Below are 15,393 nucleotides of genomic sequence, written 5' to 3' on the forward strand. Positions count from 1 at the left end.
GTGCGAGTCACGGAGGTGGGATGAGCAACCTGGGGCGGGACGAAGCCGGCGAGCCGGAGCGGGAGAGCCCGGTCGCCGACAACGAGGTGCCGGCGGGCACCACCGACGACGCCGATCCGGGCAAGGCGCGGGAGTTGGATGGGGCGGGGGAGTCGGCGGGCGGTCGGCGGGTTGATACCGGGGTGACCAGGGGGATGGAGATCGCCAGCGCGTGGTCCTGGCGGTTCCTGGTGATCGTCGCCGCGGTGGTCGTGATCGGGTACACGATGCGGTACCTGTCCGAGGTCGTCGTTCCGGTGACCGTCGGCGTACTCCTCACTGCGCTGCTGGTGCCGGTCACCAACGGTCTGCAGAAGCTCCGCGTACCTCGCGGTCCCGCTGCCGGGCTCACCGTGATCGCGACCCTGATTGTGATCGCCGGCCTGCTGACCCTGGTCGGTACGCAGATCGCCGGCCAGTTCGAGGACCTGTCGAAGCAGGTCGGCGAAGGGGTCCAAAAGCTCCGCGAGATGGCCCGGATCAACTTCGGGCTGACCGACGCGGACATCACCAACCTGTTCAAGCAGCTGCAGAAACAGTTCACGTCCGGCGGCGCGCTCGGTCAGCAGGCGGCAGCGGTCGGTACGACGGCGACGCATGTGGTCGCGGGTCTGTTCATCGCGCTGTTCTGCCTGTTCTTCTTCCTGTACCAGGGCGAACAGATCTGGAGATGGCTGGTCCGGCTGTTCCCGCGCCGGGCTCGCGACAAGGCGGACTCGTCGGGCCGGCGGGCGTGGGTTTCGCTGACCGCGTTCGTCCGGGCCACCGTCATCGTCGCCGCGGTCGACGCGATCGGTATCTCGCTCGGCGCCGCGATCCTCGGCCTGCCACTGGTCAGCGCGATCGGCATCCTGGTGTTCGTCGGCGCCTTCGTACCGGTGGTCGGCGCGCTGGTCAGCGGCGTGGTCGCGGTCCTCGTCGCACTTGTTGCCAAGGGCCCCATCGTGGCGATCGTGATGCTCGCGATCGTGATCGGCGTACAGCAGCTCGAGGCGCACGTACTGCAGCCGTTCCTGATGGGCCGCGCGGTCAGCGTGCACCCACTGGCGGTGATCCTGGCGATCGCCACCGGCGTCGTCATCGCGGGCATCGTCGGCGCTCTGGTCGCCGTACCCACCGCCGCCGTCATCAACGCCATCGTCAACCACCTGGCCGGCAACGACCCCGACCCCGACCCACCAAGACCACTACCGAGGCGCCCCCGCCCCGCCCCAACCGAAGACTGAACCGACAACGCCGACCGTCGCCTCCCACTTCGGTGTGAGGCAACGAAAAACGCCGCCGGGTATCTGCCCGGCGGCGTTCTTCTCGGTCAGCGTCAGCGCCCGCCGATCCCCTTGTTGTCGTTCCCCTTGGTGAGATTGACCGGGCTCTGGGTGTTCTCTCCGGTCCCCTGCGCCGGCGGCTGCCCGGCAATCGCCTGCGGCGAAGCGACTCCACCGAGCGCGGCGAGAGCGGCCCGCTCGCCGTCGCCGGAACGCTGCTGCTCCTGGCTGGTGGTGACGACCCCTTCGAGCGCCTGGCCGGTGGCCGCCTCCCTGGTGGCCGGCTCGGCCGTGGCCGCCGTCTGGTGGACATTGCTCCAGTGCGCGCTGAGCTGGTTCACGTCCCGCGTAGGTGCACCCTTCAACGCCGGATCGGCGCCGGCGTTCTTCAGCGCCGCCATCGTTGCCCGGGCACCTTCGGCGATGATCGATCCCCGGGTCTTCTGTACCTGGCCCCAGCGGCTGGCGCGGTCGGCCACGTTCCGGCCGGCTTCGGCTACCCGCTGGCCACCCGCCACGGCCGCGTCCGCCGTGGCGCGAGCACCCTGCTGGACTGCCTGCCCGGCGACCTGCGCGCCATCCACCGTGGCGTCCCAGCCGGCCCGGGCCACGTCGGCGGTCGCCTGGCCGAACTCGGTGGCGCGGTCACGCGCGACCTGGGCGCCCTGCTGGATAGCCTGTCCGGCAGCTTGCGCACCCTGAACGACCGAGTCCCGGGTGTTGAGGGCGATGTCGGAGGCCGCCTGGCCGAACTCGGTGGCGCGGTCACGCACGGCCTGGGCGCCCTGCTGGATGGCTTGTCCGACTGCCTCCCGGCCCGCCTGGACCCGCCCGGCCACCTCCTGGCCGAACTCGGTGGCGCGGTCGGCCACGTTCTCGCCGAACTGCCGGGCCTGGCTCGCCAGCTGGACCGCACCTTCGCTCAGTCGCTGCGCGGTGTGGGTGTACACCGCCTGCACGCGACCGGTGGCCTCCCTGATCTTGTTGTTCAACCGGGTCTTCAAACTCGGCTTACTCGCCTTGGCGATCATCTTGTCGATGATTTCTCTGTCCGCGGAGGCGATTGCCACCACGTTGCCCCATTGCTGGTCATTCAGCTGGCCAAAGCGGTCCATCGCAACGTCCCAGTTGCGGCCGGGCTGCGGGCCCTCGGTGGGTTGCGTCATTTCTCGGGCTCCTAGTCGATGTAGACCGCGTAGGTGACGCCCACCGCATCAGTCAACGGCGCCTGCGTCGGCTTGTTGCTGAACAAGTGGAACTGGGCACCGGGGCGGACCCAGACGGCCAGGTGGCGGCGGTCGGCGCCGGCGCCTGGCATCCACTCGTCGAGGAAGGTGGGACTGCTGTCGTCACCCACGTAGTCCGGCCGGCCGAGGTGCTTCTGGGCCAGCTCGAGCATGGTCGGCCAGTTCTGGTCGAGCCCGGCTTCGGCGGCCGGGATGTCGTCCGGGCCGATGTCGTACGCCGACCAGCCGCTGTTGCGGGCGTCGGCGAAGGCCAGCCCGGGGAACACGACGATGGTGCTGCCGCGCTTGGTGGTGAAGCCCCACGACGCGAGCACGTCGTCGATCTTCTCGCCCTGGTTCAGTGGCCAGGGCTTCCAGTCGGTCGCGGACGTGACGCGCTGCACGATCGCGCGCACCACCGCGGGGCCGGTCTGGTCGTTGTCCGGTCCCGCGATCGGCTTCCAGTCGCTGATTCCGGCCAGATCGGCGATCGCCAGATCATCCTCGTCGAGCGGCCTGTCCTGCGTCTTCATTCGGCCTTGTTCCTTCCATCGGTGCTCAAGCCGTTATCGGTAAAGGTACGGCGTTTCAGGGCCAAGCCCCGGGGCGGAGGCCGGTCTGTGGACAACCCGCTGAACCAGAAAACGAAGGCGTTCCCGGTCTGGTCCGGACAGGTGATCGGGTCGTGAGCGGCGCGAACCGATCGGTGCTGCTGCGGTGGTTCAGCTGAGCCCGTGACCCCGGCCGGTGGAACGGTTCGGCTGGCTGCCGGGCTTGTCGCGTTCGCCGGCCGAGGTGCCGGGACGGGACTGCCCCGGTGTCACCGGCGGCAAGGTCGCCGCGTCGCGTGCCTGCGTCAGGTCCGGCGACAGCCGCGGGGACGGCGCGTCGTCGCCCAGGCGCGCGTACGCCGCCTGGGTGAGCGCCTGGTCCGAGACACTGCTGTTCTCGGGGCCGGTGCCGGGTGGACTGCCCGAGTTGGCCAGGCCGTCACGACGCTCCTCGCGGGCTCTGTGAATTGCTGTTCTCATGTCCCCTCCTCTTCGAGGTAGACCACATAGTTAATACCTACCGACGTCGTCAACGGCTTGCGGCGCGGCTTGTTGCTGTACAGATGGATCTCCGCACCGGGCGGTGTCCAAACGGCGAGATGGCGGCGATCGAGACCGGCTCCCGGTGCCCAGTCGTCGTCGAATCCGGCCTTGCTGTCTACTCCGACGTACGAAGGCTGTCCCCAGTGCCGGCAAGCGAGGCTGAATTTTTCCGGCCAGTGTTCGTCGAGTCCGGCCGCGACCTCGTCGATGTCCCACGGCTCGATCGCGAACGCCACCCAGCCGCTGAAGGGGCTGTGCGGAAGGACCTGGTCGTCGTACACGGCGAGCTCGGTGTTCCGGCGGGTCAGGAAGCCCCAGCCGTCGAGCTGGTCGTCGATCACCGTCTTGCGGTTGATCGGCCACGGCTTCCAGTTGGTCGCGGACTTGACCCTGCGGATCAGTCGCCGGACCGGTACCGGCCCGGTGGCGCCCGTGTGCGGCCCGCCGAGGCGCCGCCAGTCGCGGACGTCGGCGAGGTCCGCCATCGCCCGGTCGTCGTCGTCCAGCGGTCGATCCAGTGTCTTCATCCCTGCGGCTGCCCCTGTCGCTCCGGTTCCTGACGAAACTATGACCCCGGCGGGGTCACGCGGATGGTCGTCCGGTGTACAGCAGACGAACAGCCGTCCTGGAAGCTTCCCAGGACGGCTGTCGGGTTGGTCAACCGCCGTTTGGTCTCAGTGCGGTATCGGTGCTCCGGTGCCGGTCCGGATCCGCACTGGACCAGTGCCGGATCCGTATCGGACCAGTGCGGATCAGGGCCGATCAGTGCATGGCAGCCGCTGCCGAGGACTCCAGCGAGTCCTCGCCCTCGGCCTTCGGGCCGTCGTTGCGGCCGGCCAGCCGCTGCTCCGGGGTGATGATCGCGATGATCAGCGCGATCGCCAGGAACGGCAGGGAAACCAGGAACACGTCGCCCATCGCGTCGACCAGGCCGTGCAGCGCCCAGCCCTTCATCGGCTGCTGCAGAGCGTGCAGTGCCTGCACGCTGTTCGCCGCCTTGGCCAGCTGGTCGACCATGCCCTGCGCGGCCTGGGGGACCAGGTCGGTCAGGTGACTGGTCAGCCGGCTGGTCAGCACCGCGCCGTACACGGCCGTGCCGATCGCGCCACCCATCGAGCGGAAGAAGGTCATCGTCGAGGTCGCGCTGCCCATGTGCTGCCGGGGCACGCTGTTCTGCGCGGCGGTGACGGTGATCTGCATCGACAGGCCCAGCCCGGCGCCCATCACGAACATATAGATCGCCAGCTGCCAGTACGGAGTGGAGAGGCTCAGCGTGGACAGCATCACCATCGCCGCGCCGACCGCGACCGCGGAGATGATCGGGTAGATCTTGTACCGGCCGGTCTTGCTCATCAGCTGGCCGCTCGGGATCGACGCGGAGAAGATACCGACGATCATCGGCAGCAGCGCCAGGCCGGACCGGGTCGGCGACATGTCCTTGACGGCCTGCAGGTACAGCGGCAGGAAGATCAGCGCGCCGAACATCGCGAAACCGAGCAGGAACGCGTACCCGGCGTACCCGGAGAAGATCCGGCCCTTGAACAGGTCCATCGGGATGATCGGCTCGGCGACCTTGAGCTCGACGAAGACGAACACGACCGCCAGTACGACCGAGGCGCCGAGCAGCGCCAGCGTGGTACCGGTGCCCCAGCCGTTGGTCGGGCCGCTCCAGGAGACGGCCAGCAGCAGCGAGGTGACCGCGGCGGCCACGGTGGCGGCGCCGAGGTAGTCGATCTTGTGCGAGCGCTTCACGTGCGGCAGCTTCAGCACGGCGCCGACGATGCCGAGGGCAACCAGGCCGATCGGCAGGTTGATCCAGAAGATCCAGCGCCAGCCCGGACCGTCGGTGAGCAGACCGCCGAGCAGCGGGCCGGCCACCGAGGACAGACCGAAGACGGCACCGAAGTACCCCATGTACTTACCGCGCTCGCGCGGCGGGATCACGTCGCCGATGGTGGCGAACGCGAGCGACATCAGACCACCGGCACCAAGACCCTGGACGGCCCGGAAGCCGATCAGCATCTCGATGTTCTGCGACAGCGCGGCCAGTACGGAACCGGCCAGGAAGGTGACGATCGCCGCGATGAACAGCGGGCGGCGGCCGTACAGGTCGGACACCTTGCCCCAGAGCGGGGTCGAGGCGGTCGAGGTCAGCAGGTACGCGGTGACCACCCAGGACAGCTTGTCCAGGCTGTTGAACTCGCTGACGATCCGGGGGAGTGCGGTACCCACGATGCTCTGGTCCAGGGCGGCCAGGAACATGCCGGCCATCAGTCCGCCGAGGACGACCATGATCTGCTTGTGGGACAGGTAGTTGGGACCGCCGTCCGGAGTCGGTGAGGCGCCGCCGGCGGTAGCGGGCTCTGTGGTGCTCATCTGGTGCTCTCCAGGTTCTTGTCGGTGTTCGCACGGGCGGCGGAGTCGCCGTCGTCCGTGGCTTCGTCGAGGTCGTCGGGGCGCTCTGCCGGAGCGGACTTGTGCAGCCGCGGTGCTACCGCGGCCCAGCCCTTGTCGGCCCAGGCGGCGCTGGTGGGAGCTTCGGTGAGGGCGGCGACGCCGTCCGCGAAGCGGGTCATCAGCCGCTCGAAGGTCTGCACGTCCTGCTCGGACCAGCCCTCCATCGCGGCACTGAGCAGCTCCATCCGGTGCCGGGCGCCGGCCTCCCACTGCTCCACGCCCTGCTCGGTCAGCTCGACCCGGAAGGCGCGGCCGTCGTCGGGGTCGGGGGAGCGGCGGACCAGGCCGAGCTGCTCCAGCGACCGGACGTGCCGGCTCGTGGTCGAGGCGTCGAGCTCCAGTCGCGCGGCCAGATCGGACAGTCGCAGTGCGCCGTTGCACCGCAGCGCGAACAGCACGATGTGCGCGCTGTGGTCGATCGTGTCGCCGGGCTGCTTGGCCTTGAGCCGGCGACCGACCCGGGTGAACGCGTGCATGACGCCCTCGATGGGCGTGCGCGGAGAGTACGCGTCGTTTACTTGCATGCTGCAAGCATATACATGCTTGCGTGATACACGCAAATGAGTTTCCAAGGTGTTCAACTGAGCCGCCACTTATTTGCTCTCGGTCGCCGAGTGGTTACTGTCCGCAGCGGAGGAGAATCTCTCCCGTGCATGCGACGGTGGAAGGAGAGGTTTTGTGACGCGGGTAGCGGTGGTGACCGGTGGTGGGTCAGGGCTGGGACGGGAGATGGCGCTAGCGCTGGCGGGCGCCGGATTCCTGGTGTGGGTGACCGGCCGAACCGAGGACAAGCTGAAGGAAACCGCCGCGGCGGCGGGAGAGGTAAGGAGCGAGGCGGCTGGGGGTGGGGCCGGCGGCGCTGGTGGGCGGGTGCGGTGGGCGGTTCTGGATGTGGGGGACGGGGGTGCGGTGCGGGAGTTCTTCGGCGGGCTGGAGCGGGTCGATGTGTTGGTCAACAACGCCGGTACGGGGGCGCCGGCCGCGGCGGTGCAGGACGTTGCCGAGGCGGACTGGCGGCGGGTGGTGGACACGAACCTGACCGGATCGTTCCTGTGCGCGCAGGCGGCGTTCGACCTGATGTTGCGGCAGGACCCGAAGGGTGGGCGGATCATCAACAACGGGTCCATCTCGGCGCACGTACCGCGGCCGCGGGGGATCGCGTACACGGCCAGCAAGCACGCGATCTCCGGTCTGACCAAAGGACTGGAGCTGGAAGGGCGGCCGCACGGGATCACCGCGTGCCAGATCGACATCGGCAACGCCGCGACCGCGATGACCGAACGGATGGAGCAGGGCGTACTCCAGCCGGACGGATCGATTGCGGCCGAACCGACCTTCGACCCGAAGATCGTGGCGGACTTCGTCGTCCGGATCGCCCAGCTCCCGACCACGGTCGCCGTACCGAACCTGACCGTGATGGCAGCCGGCATGCCGTACGCCGGCCGCGGCTGACCGTCGCTCTTACCTCACCGCCGCACGACGTCAGTCGGCAGGGAGGTCCGGCCACAGCTCCTTAAGTGCAGCGATGATCCGCGCGGTTGTCTGGCCCATGAACTGGACTCCGGCCAACTCGGTGTCACTGCCGGCGTACTGCTCCGGCACGACCACGTCCCCACCAACCCAAGTACGCCGCACCCGCTGCGTCGCGCTGATGTCGTCCAGCGGGTCACCGTCCACCATCAGCAGATCAGCACGCGTACCAGCAACCAGCCGGCCGCGGTCAGTCAGTTTGAACGCGTCAGCGGGCGCACTGGTCGCGGCCACGAGCGCCTCGGCCGGAGTGAGCCCAGCACGCACCAGATGTTCCAGCTCCCGGTGTAGTGACGCTCCGAAGACCATGCCGGGGTTCGGAGCGTCCGTCCCAGCCAGTACGGGCACGCCGGCTCGTAGCAGCGCCAGTGTGTTCGCCCTCGCCGCGGCACCGTCCGGCGGCTGCGGTGGCATCCACCGGCGAGACTGCTCGTTCAGTACCCGCCTCCACCTCGCAGGCATCCGTTGCATCAGCTCAGGCGCGTCCTGCAAGGGCAGTCGCCCGGACGGACAGGTGTACCCGTCGACGATGTCCAGAGTGGCGATCACCGCAGTACTACTACTGGCGACCGCCTCGATGTCCTGCGGCGACATGAGATCAGACGGTGCATGCGCGAGTACGTCAGCGCCGCACTCGACCACCTTGACCGCACTCGCCGCGGTCGACACATGTGCGACAACAGTCAGCCCGCAGTCGTGAGCCGCGTCGACCAGTGCTCGCAGCGTGGCCTCGTCCAGTGTGGGGATGTCCATCCCCGCGCCAGACCCGTCGTCGTAGATCAGCTTGAGGTGGTCAGCTCCCTCCGCGATGCGATCGGCGACGAACTGCTTGGCATCCGCCGGACCGGTGACGTACGGGATCGGTGGGAACGCGATCGTCGGGTGACCGCCTGGAACGGTCGCGCCGATGCTGGACGTGAAGAACGACGAGCGCGGAGTCTCCTGTTCGATCACCTCGGGCATGCAGAACTGGTCGAACTGCGTGGTCACACCGAAGGTCGCCGCGAGCTGCGTACAGCCAGGGATGAGGTGAACATGCGAATCGATCAGTCCGGGCAGCAGGGTGGTTCCGGAGCCGTCGATCACCGTGTCGCCCGGTTGGACGAGGTCCGGCCCGCCAACAGCAGCGATGCGACCGTCCGCGACCCGTAGACAGCCCTGTGGGAGTACGGCGCCTCGGTCGATCAGCTGGGTGTGCAGGATGGTGAATGACATGCCGTGGACGCTAGGGGGTGACGTAACGTCATACTCCAACCCGTTTACGGAGGTGCAGTGGAGCGTACGGTCAGTGAGGTGGCCAAGCTGGCCGGTGTCTCGGTACGGACACTGCGTCACTACGACGCCATCGGACTGCTACCGCCGGGCCGCGTAGCGACGAACGGCTACCGGTACTATGGCCGGTCGGAGCTGCTCCGGCTGCAGCGGATTCTGCTACTCCGGGAGCTTGACGTACCGCTGCCCGCGATCTCCCGCATCCTGGACGAGCAGGAGGATGAGGTCACCGCACTGCGCGGACACCGCGAGCAGTTGTTGGCGGAGCGCAAACGGCTGGACACCATGCTCGGGTCGGTCGAACGGACGATCGCGGGTGTATCCGGTGACGAGACGGTGACCGATGCGGAGTTCTTCACCGGACTGACCGAGGCGCGGTCCCGGCTGCATACCGAACTGGCTGAGCGGTTCGGCGCGGAGGTTGTCGAAGGGTTCGAGCGAGCCGTACGGGAGACCGACGGCTGGACGCGGGAGGACTACGAGCAGCTGGGCGACGAGGGCCGTCGGCTGCTACTGCGGATGGCCGCGGCCCGGGACCGCGGCGTACGGCCGGATTCACCCGAAGGACTCGAGCTGATCGAGCTGCATTACCAGGGCGTACTCGAGCTGTGGCCCGCGACGCCGACGACGTACTACGCGCTCGGTGATCTCCTGGTCGAGAACGCGGATCAGCGCGCCATCATCGAGACCGTGGACAAGGATCTGCCCGAGTGGCTCGCGGCGGGAGTGCGGGCGTACGCGGTGCGACGGCTCGGGTATGCCCAAAACGACAAGAAAACTGTCCGTGGGGGCGTCTAGTCTCAGGCAGGTGAGTGAGCAGCGGGAATCCTTGGTTCATGTCCGCGGCCTGCGGAAGTCGTACGGCGACTTCGAGGCGGTCCGTGGGATCGACCTGGACGTGTGGCGGGGTGAGGCGTTCGGGTTCCTCGGCCCGAACGGCGCGGGCAAGTCGTCGACGATGCGGATGATCGGCGCGGTCTCCCCGACCAGCGGCGGGACGCTCCGGATTCTCGGCCTGGACCCGGCCACCGACGGGCCGGCGATCCGCGGCCGGCTCGGCGTCTGCCCGCAGGAGGACACCCTCGACACCGAGCTCACCGTCCGGGAGAACCTGACCATCTACGGGCGGTACTTCGGGCTCAGCCGGGCCGAGTGCCGCAACCGCGCGGACGAGTTGCTGGAGTTCGTCGCGCTCACCGAGAAGGCGAAGGTGAAGGTCGACGAGCTGTCCGGCGGGATGAAGCGGCGGTTGACGATCGCGCGGTCGCTGGTCAGCAAGCCCGACCTGCTGCTGCTCGACGAGCCGACCACGGGGCTGGACCCGCAGGCGAGGCACCTGTTGTGGGACAAGCTGTTCCGGCTCAAACAGGCCGGTGTCACGCTGATCATCACCACGCACTACATGGACGAGGCCGAGCAGTTGTGCGACCGGCTGGTGGTGATGGACGGCGGACTGATCGCGGCCGAGGGTTCGCCGGCCGAGCTGATCCGCGACTACTCGACCCGCGAGGTCACCGAGCTGCGCTTCGGGCCGGACGTGATGCTCGCCGACCACGACGCCCTGGCCGGCAAGGTGGAGGATCTCGCGCAACGGATCGAAGTCCTGCCGGACCGCCTCCTGCTCTACACCGACGACGGAGAGCGTGCCGTCGCCGCCGTCCACGAGCGCGGCCTGCAACCGGCTGCGGTCCTGGTCCGTCGTTCCACCTTGGAGGACGTGTTCCTCCGCCTGACCGGCCGGACGCTGGTGGACTGACATGGCGATTGCTCTGGAGAACGGTCGCCGGATGTTCGACTACTGGCTGACCGTCTACAAGCGGACCTGGAAGGGCAGCCTGATCAGCAGCTTCCTGCTGCCGATGCTGTACCTGGCCGCGATGGGGATCGGGCTCGGCTCGTTCGTGGACAGCAACGGGACCGGCGCGCTGGGCGGCGTCAGCTACCTGCAGTTCATCGCGCCGGGGTTGCTCGCCTCGACCGCGTTGCAGATCGCGGTCGGCGAGGCGACGTACCCGGTGATGAGCGGCCTGAAGTGGCAGAAGTTCTACCACTCGATGATCGCGACCCCGCTGCGGCCGGCGGATGTGGTGTACGGGCAGCTGGCGTTCATCGCGTTCCGGGTGTTCAGCTCGTGCACGGTGTTCCTGGTGATCATCGCGTTGTTCGGTGGGCTCAAGTCACCGCTCGGCGTGCTCGGCCTGCCGATCGCGTTGCTGGTCGGTCTGGCGGTCGCCGCGCCGATCGCCGCGTACGCGACCACGCTGGAGAACGACTCCGGTTTCGCGATCGTGTTCCGGTTCGGCGTGGTGCCGGCGTTCCTGTTCTCCGGGGCGTTCTTCCCGGTGTCACAACTGCCGGACTGGATCGAGTGGCTGGCGTACGTGAGCCCGCTGTGGCACGCGGTCGACCTGGCCCGCCACCTGAGCCTCGGCACGGTGAACCCGTGGCTGGCGCTCGTCAACATCGTCTACTTGCTGGCCTGGCTGGTGGCCGGCACCTGGCTGGCCGTTCGCGGCTTCACACGAAAGCTGATCGGCTGATGGCGACCATTGCGGCCCGGGTGCTGCCTGTTCCGGTTCGGCTCGGCGGGGGCCGGCATATCGTCGAGCGGAACTTCCTGCTGTACCGGCGGTCCTGGGTGGTGTTCCTGTCCGGGTTCTTCGAGCCGGTGTTCTACCTGTTGTCGATCGGGATCGGCGTCGCGCATCTCGTCGGCGACTTCACCCTGTCCGACGGGACCAGGATCGCGTACGCGGCGTTCGTCGCGCCGGCCATGCTGGCGAGTTCGGCCATGAACGGGGCGATCTTCGACTCGACGTACAACATCTTCTTCCGGATGAAGTACGCCAAGCTGTACGACTCGATGCTGGCGACGCCGCTGCGGCCGTGGGACGTGGCGACCGGTGAGGTGACCTGGGCGCTGCTGCGCGGAGCCATCTACTCGGCGATGTTCGTCGTGGTGATGCTCCTCATGGGCCTGGTGAAGTCGTGGTGGGCGCTGCTCGCGCTGCCCGCCTCGGTGCTGATCGGGTTCGCGTTCGCCGGCGCGGGGATGGCGCTGACCACGTTCATGCGCAGTTGGCAGGACTTCGAGTTCGTTCAACTGGCGATCATGCCGATGTTCCTGTTCTCGGCGACCTTCTACCCGGTCGAGACATACCCCGGGGTGATCCGTTGGCTGGTCGAGATCACCCCGTTGTACCAGGGTGTCGTGCTGGAGCGGGCCTTCACCACCGGCAACGTCGGCTGGTTCCTGCTCGTACACGCCGGCTACCTGGCCGCGATGGGTGCCTTCGGCATGTACGTCGCGTCGCGCCGCCTGGGCAAGCTCTTGCTGAAGTGACTCACCGGTCGAGTACTCCGGCCAATGCGAACAAGTCAGCGAGGGTGAAGTGGTTCGGCGTCGCGCTCGGGAGAGTGGGGCGCCAGTCCGCGGGCGCAGCATGGCTGGGGTCGGCCAGCGGGCCAAGCATGGTTTCCGCGAGCAAGCGGCTGCCCAGTGGACCAAGTGTGGCTCCGGCTGTCACCACCTCGGCTTCGGCGAGTAGGTAGTACCAGAGCGGCGTGGAGCGATCCAGACCGTACGGCTGCAGCTCAGCGAGGTCAGCGGCTGCCAGGACTGGTATGCCCAGAGCTGTGGCAATGGCCTGACCGGATGGGATCTGCCAAGTGAGGTGCCGAAGCAGATCGCGCTGTGGCAGTGAAACCGGTAGGTCACCTGCTGGATTGGCGTGGCGTGGCAGCCGGAACAGCGGAGTACACACCGAACGCCGTATCGGCCGCGCATTGGTTGCGAGCAGCTCGCGCCAGTCGACGTACCGGTCTGGGCCAGGGCAGCCACCGCGCAGGTCGGGATTGTCCGGGCTGAACAGATAGGCGGTCAGCTTGTTGTTCACCTGGTACGCCGGCCGCAGCTGCGCATGCCCGAACCGCAGTGCGATCTGCAGCTCAACAGGCAGCCCGGTACCAGGCAGCCCGGTACCAGGCAGCCCAGTACCAGGCGGTGCGAGCCCAGTGGCGCGCTCGCACGTGCCCGGCTCGACCAGACCGGCCAGGTACTCGTGGCGGATGATCCACTGGTAGTGCCAAACGACCTCACGACGGTACGCGGCGAAGCTGGTCACTCCGGAGGCCCGTAGCCGTTCGACCACGTGGTTGTGGAAGCGCAGGAACGCGGCATGCAGCGCACTGAGCATCAGCGTGTCGTCGTTGCGCAGGTCGAATGTCATGGTGGTGCCGTCCGGTGCGCGCGGTACGTCCTCGTACTGGCCGTTGGACCCGACTATGAGCAGTGCCGGGTCCTTCGGGTCGAAGTGAAGTGCTGGCGGTCCGGCGGCGTACACGGAGTCGAGGTCCAGCCAGGGCGTGCGGTGGTTGGTGGTCAAGAACGGATCGGCCGGACGGGCCAACCGCGTTCGCGGATCGAGCGACAGGTCATGACTGACGAACTGCCCGAAGAACGCACTCACCGTGTCCTGTGCTCCACCACCCGGTTCAGCCGCGAGTAGGCCGGGGTCCATGGTGAGGTCGTCGCGCGCGTCGAGCGGACCGTTCGCACGACCTAGCTCGAGCAGCGCCGCGACGACCTCCGGGGCGTGTTCGGCGAACGGCGGCAGTGCGAACGCGCGGCTGTAACTAGTTGCAGTACCCATCGCAGTGGAAGCTCCACCCGCCACCACAGCCGTACGAGGTCCGGGTGCAGTTGTACTTCCGGAACGCGCAGAAGTCGCCACACCAGTCGTCCCAGGTCGAACACGCACAACTGTCAGCCGGTGCCATCCCGGCGTTCTCAACCGGTCCGAGTGTGCCGAACAGCGCCTGCGCGTCCTCACGCCGGTACGCCGACCGCACCAACTCGTCGAACCGTTCCCGCGTTCCGAACTCCGCCCCGGAGTGCTCGAACCCACGCCGTACGAACGCCTCGAACTCATCCAGTACAGCGGCCTGCTTGCCGACCAGTGCCGGTCCAGTGGCGCGGTGCCGACGTAGCTGCTCCAGCCAGAGCTCCTGCCGCACCGGCAACGACAGCTGGGTGAACACGGCCCTCCGGTACGCCATCGGCAGCCGCGTGATCTCGTCGTACGTCTGCGGCAGTCTGCCCTGGCGTGCATCCACCCAGGCCTGTACGTCGCTGGTCGTACCGGTGGCGAATGCGGGCAGCTTGCCGGTAAGCACGATCCCTGCTGCCACACCGGCGCCCAGGCCAAGGCGGAGGAACTGCTTGCGGTCCAGCTGAGCGCGGGGCTTCGATGCCTCCGGCACAGACCTCCAGAAGCGTTTGGCGTCGCGACCACGCTGCCCGACGCCGCGTACGCCTCACAACCGTTTCGAGCCTCACCGAATGCCTCGCCGAATGCCTCGCCGAGCAACGCGGCGGAACCCCGGACGCGGCGGCGGCGTCTGCTGGAACATGACGTTCGAGGCAGACCTGCGCGGGCCGAAAGTCCCATTGCCAGGTGGACCAACGCGATGGATCGGGGACTCGTTCCGGCTGCTGACGGAGTACTTCGGCACCGAGGCGTTGCGCCGGCCTGCCGTCGTACCGGAGGAATTCGTACCGGCCGGGTACGACGGGTCGGACGCGGCCGCGCGGGAGCTGTGTGTACGGGTGTGCGAGCGGATGGGCGTCCAGCCTGAGCAGGTGCACTTCAGCTTCCGGCTGGAGAAGGTGACCGAGGCGGCCGAACTGCTCGGGTCGGTGATGCTCGACGACTACCTCGACCCGGATCATCCGCTGTCGAAGGACGCGGCACCCGGCGACCGGGCCGCGGTTCGTACGCACTCCAACCGGCTTGGTATTGCTTCGTTCGAGCAGGTCGACCGGATCATCCAGGCTGAGCTGACGAGTGGCCAGGGCGATGACGGCGAGCAGTTGTTGCCGTTTCTGGTCCGGCGGCTGGGTGCGGCCGAGTTCGGCGCCGAGCTCGTCCATTGCCTGCTGGCCGCGGCTGCCTCCGACCAGGGCGCCGGCCGCACCACGTACGCGCCGCCTGTCGTACGCCCCGGGCCGGCACTCGGACGCTGGGTGGATCTGGCCGCCGACTGCCCCGGCGTCGACCCGATCCCCGGTCACTGCGCCGTCCTGCTCCGATCCGACATCCTCGCCGACCCGCTGAAACTGCTGGCGGCCGTCTCCCACGAGCTCAGCCACGAGCTCCTGTCCCGCCCGGCGCCGCCCTGGGCCACCGGCCCACTCGAAGAGCCGTTGACCGATCTGTGCGCGCTGTTCCACGGGTTCGGCATCGTCCTGGTCAACGCCGCGGTGGACGAGACGACACTGGACGGCGAATGGGTACACACCTCCGGGTACCTCGGCGAGAACGCGGTCGCGGAAGCACTCGCCCTGTACCGCTTCGAACAACACCGCCTGCGCCACGACGGCCGGCTCGTCCCGGACTGGCACCAGGCCCTCGACCCCGTACCGCGCGCCCGTTTCGTGTCCCGCCTCGACGAGCTGATCGGTGGACCGCCGACAGTGCTCGGTTGGTGATCCCGGCCGCGACAAAGATC

16 protein-coding genes are annotated in these 15,393 nt (G+C 68.1%); 7 read left to right on the top strand and 9 right to left on the bottom strand.

The window, feature by feature from the left end; all coding sequences use genetic code 11:
- Positions 1 to 20 precede the first annotated feature (20 nt).
- Positions 21 to 1,265, top strand: coding sequence for an AI-2E family transporter (locus HDA44_RS33475; protein WP_238352607.1), 1,245 nt, complete (start codon positions 21 to 23; stop codon positions 1,263 to 1,265).
- 92 nt (positions 1,266 to 1,357) lie between these two features.
- Here HDA44_RS33475 and HDA44_RS33480 read toward each other — a convergent pair whose 3' ends face one another.
- The 6 genes from HDA44_RS33480 to HDA44_RS33505 all read right to left on the bottom strand — a co-directional run bounded on the left by HDA44_RS33480 (position 1,358) and on the right by HDA44_RS33505 (position 6,605).
- The gene (locus HDA44_RS33480) at positions 1,358 to 2,470 is read right to left on the bottom strand and encodes a hypothetical protein (RefSeq protein WP_184841365.1); all 1,113 of its coding nucleotides are present in this window, start codon (positions 2,468 to 2,470) and stop codon (positions 1,358 to 1,360) included.
- Between the two features lie 11 nt (positions 2,471 to 2,481).
- Positions 2,482 to 3,063: a hypothetical protein gene (locus tag HDA44_RS33485; RefSeq protein WP_184841367.1), complete on the bottom strand. Its 582-nt coding sequence runs from the start codon at positions 3,061 to 3,063 to the stop codon at positions 2,482 to 2,484.
- Positions 3,064 to 3,252: 189 nt separating this feature from the next.
- Complete coding sequence (locus tag HDA44_RS33490) at positions 3,253 to 3,561, bottom strand: hypothetical protein (protein WP_184841369.1); 309 nt, start codon at positions 3,559 to 3,561, stop codon at positions 3,253 to 3,255.
- Positions 3,558 to 4,151: a hypothetical protein gene (locus HDA44_RS33495; RefSeq protein ID WP_184841371.1), complete on the bottom strand. Its 594-nt coding sequence runs from the start codon at positions 4,149 to 4,151 to the stop codon at positions 3,558 to 3,560. The genes HDA44_RS33490 and HDA44_RS33495 overlap by 4 nt, the downstream gene beginning before the upstream one ends.
- A gap of 235 nt (positions 4,152 to 4,386) precedes the next feature.
- Positions 4,387 to 6,000, bottom strand: coding sequence for an MDR family MFS transporter (locus tag HDA44_RS33500; protein WP_184841373.1), 1,614 nt, complete (start codon positions 5,998 to 6,000; stop codon positions 4,387 to 4,389).
- Complete coding sequence (locus tag HDA44_RS33505; RefSeq protein ID WP_184841375.1) at positions 5,997 to 6,605, bottom strand: MarR family winged helix-turn-helix transcriptional regulator; 609 nt, start codon at positions 6,603 to 6,605, stop codon at positions 5,997 to 5,999. Before HDA44_RS33505 ends, HDA44_RS33500 begins: the two co-directional genes overlap by 4 nt.
- A 154-nt stretch (positions 6,606 to 6,759) precedes the next feature.
- Here HDA44_RS33505 and HDA44_RS33510 point away from each other — a divergent pair, with 154 nt between their 5' ends.
- The gene (locus HDA44_RS33510; RefSeq protein ID WP_184841377.1) at positions 6,760 to 7,533 is read left to right on the top strand and encodes an SDR family NAD(P)-dependent oxidoreductase; all 774 of its coding nucleotides are present in this window, start codon (positions 6,760 to 6,762) and stop codon (positions 7,531 to 7,533) included.
- A 30-nt stretch (positions 7,534 to 7,563) separates the two neighbouring features.
- Here the strand turns inward: HDA44_RS33510 and HDA44_RS33515 are convergent, their stop codons facing one another.
- Positions 7,564 to 8,826, bottom strand: coding sequence for an amidohydrolase family protein (locus HDA44_RS33515; protein ID WP_184841380.1), 1,263 nt, complete (start codon positions 8,824 to 8,826; stop codon positions 7,564 to 7,566).
- Between the two features lie 57 nt (positions 8,827 to 8,883).
- Between HDA44_RS33515 and HDA44_RS38780 the strand changes: the two genes are divergently transcribed.
- Genes HDA44_RS38780 through HDA44_RS33535 form a run of 4 tightly spaced genes read left to right on the top strand, consistent with a single transcriptional unit; the run spans position 8,884 to position 12,226 of the window.
- Entirely contained in the window at positions 8,884 to 9,681 is a 798-nt protein-coding gene (locus HDA44_RS38780) for a MerR family transcriptional regulator (RefSeq protein WP_184841382.1), read from the top strand.
- A gap of 10 nt (positions 9,682 to 9,691) precedes the next feature.
- Positions 9,692 to 10,639 carry an ABC transporter ATP-binding protein gene (locus HDA44_RS33525; protein ID WP_184841384.1) on the top strand — a complete coding sequence of 316 codons (948 nt, stop codon included), beginning with the start codon at positions 9,692 to 9,694 and terminating at the stop codon, positions 10,637 to 10,639.
- A gap of 1 nt (position 10,640) precedes the next feature.
- Positions 10,641 to 11,423 carry an ABC transporter permease gene (locus tag HDA44_RS33530; protein WP_184841386.1) on the top strand — a complete coding sequence of 261 codons (783 nt, stop codon included), beginning with the start codon at positions 10,641 to 10,643 and terminating at the stop codon, positions 11,421 to 11,423.
- Entirely contained in the window at positions 11,423 to 12,226 is an 804-nt protein-coding gene (locus HDA44_RS33535) for an ABC transporter permease (RefSeq protein WP_184841388.1), read from the top strand. Before HDA44_RS33530 ends, HDA44_RS33535 begins: the two co-directional genes overlap by 1 nt.
- A gap of 1 nt (position 12,227) precedes the next feature.
- Here HDA44_RS33535 and HDA44_RS33540 read toward each other — a convergent pair whose 3' ends face one another.
- Entirely contained in the window at positions 12,228 to 13,535 is a 1,308-nt protein-coding gene (locus HDA44_RS33540; protein ID WP_184841390.1) for a peroxidase family protein, read from the bottom strand.
- Positions 13,519 to 14,145, bottom strand: coding sequence for a bacteriocin fulvocin C-related protein (locus tag HDA44_RS33545; protein WP_184841392.1), 627 nt, complete (start codon positions 14,143 to 14,145; stop codon positions 13,519 to 13,521). The genes HDA44_RS33540 and HDA44_RS33545 overlap by 17 nt, the downstream gene beginning before the upstream one ends.
- A gap of 91 nt (positions 14,146 to 14,236) precedes the next feature.
- On the opposite strand from HDA44_RS33545, the gene HDA44_RS33550 reads away from it, so the two are divergent.
- Positions 14,237 to 15,373 carry a hypothetical protein gene (locus HDA44_RS33550; protein ID WP_184841395.1) on the top strand — a complete coding sequence of 379 codons (1,137 nt, stop codon included), beginning with the start codon at positions 14,237 to 14,239 and terminating at the stop codon, positions 15,371 to 15,373.
- The last annotated feature ends 20 nt before the right edge of the window (positions 15,374 to 15,393 follow it).

Source organism: Kribbella solani (genome assembly GCF_014205295.1).
GTDB lineage: Bacteria > Actinomycetota > Actinomycetes > Propionibacteriales > Kribbellaceae > Kribbella > Kribbella solani.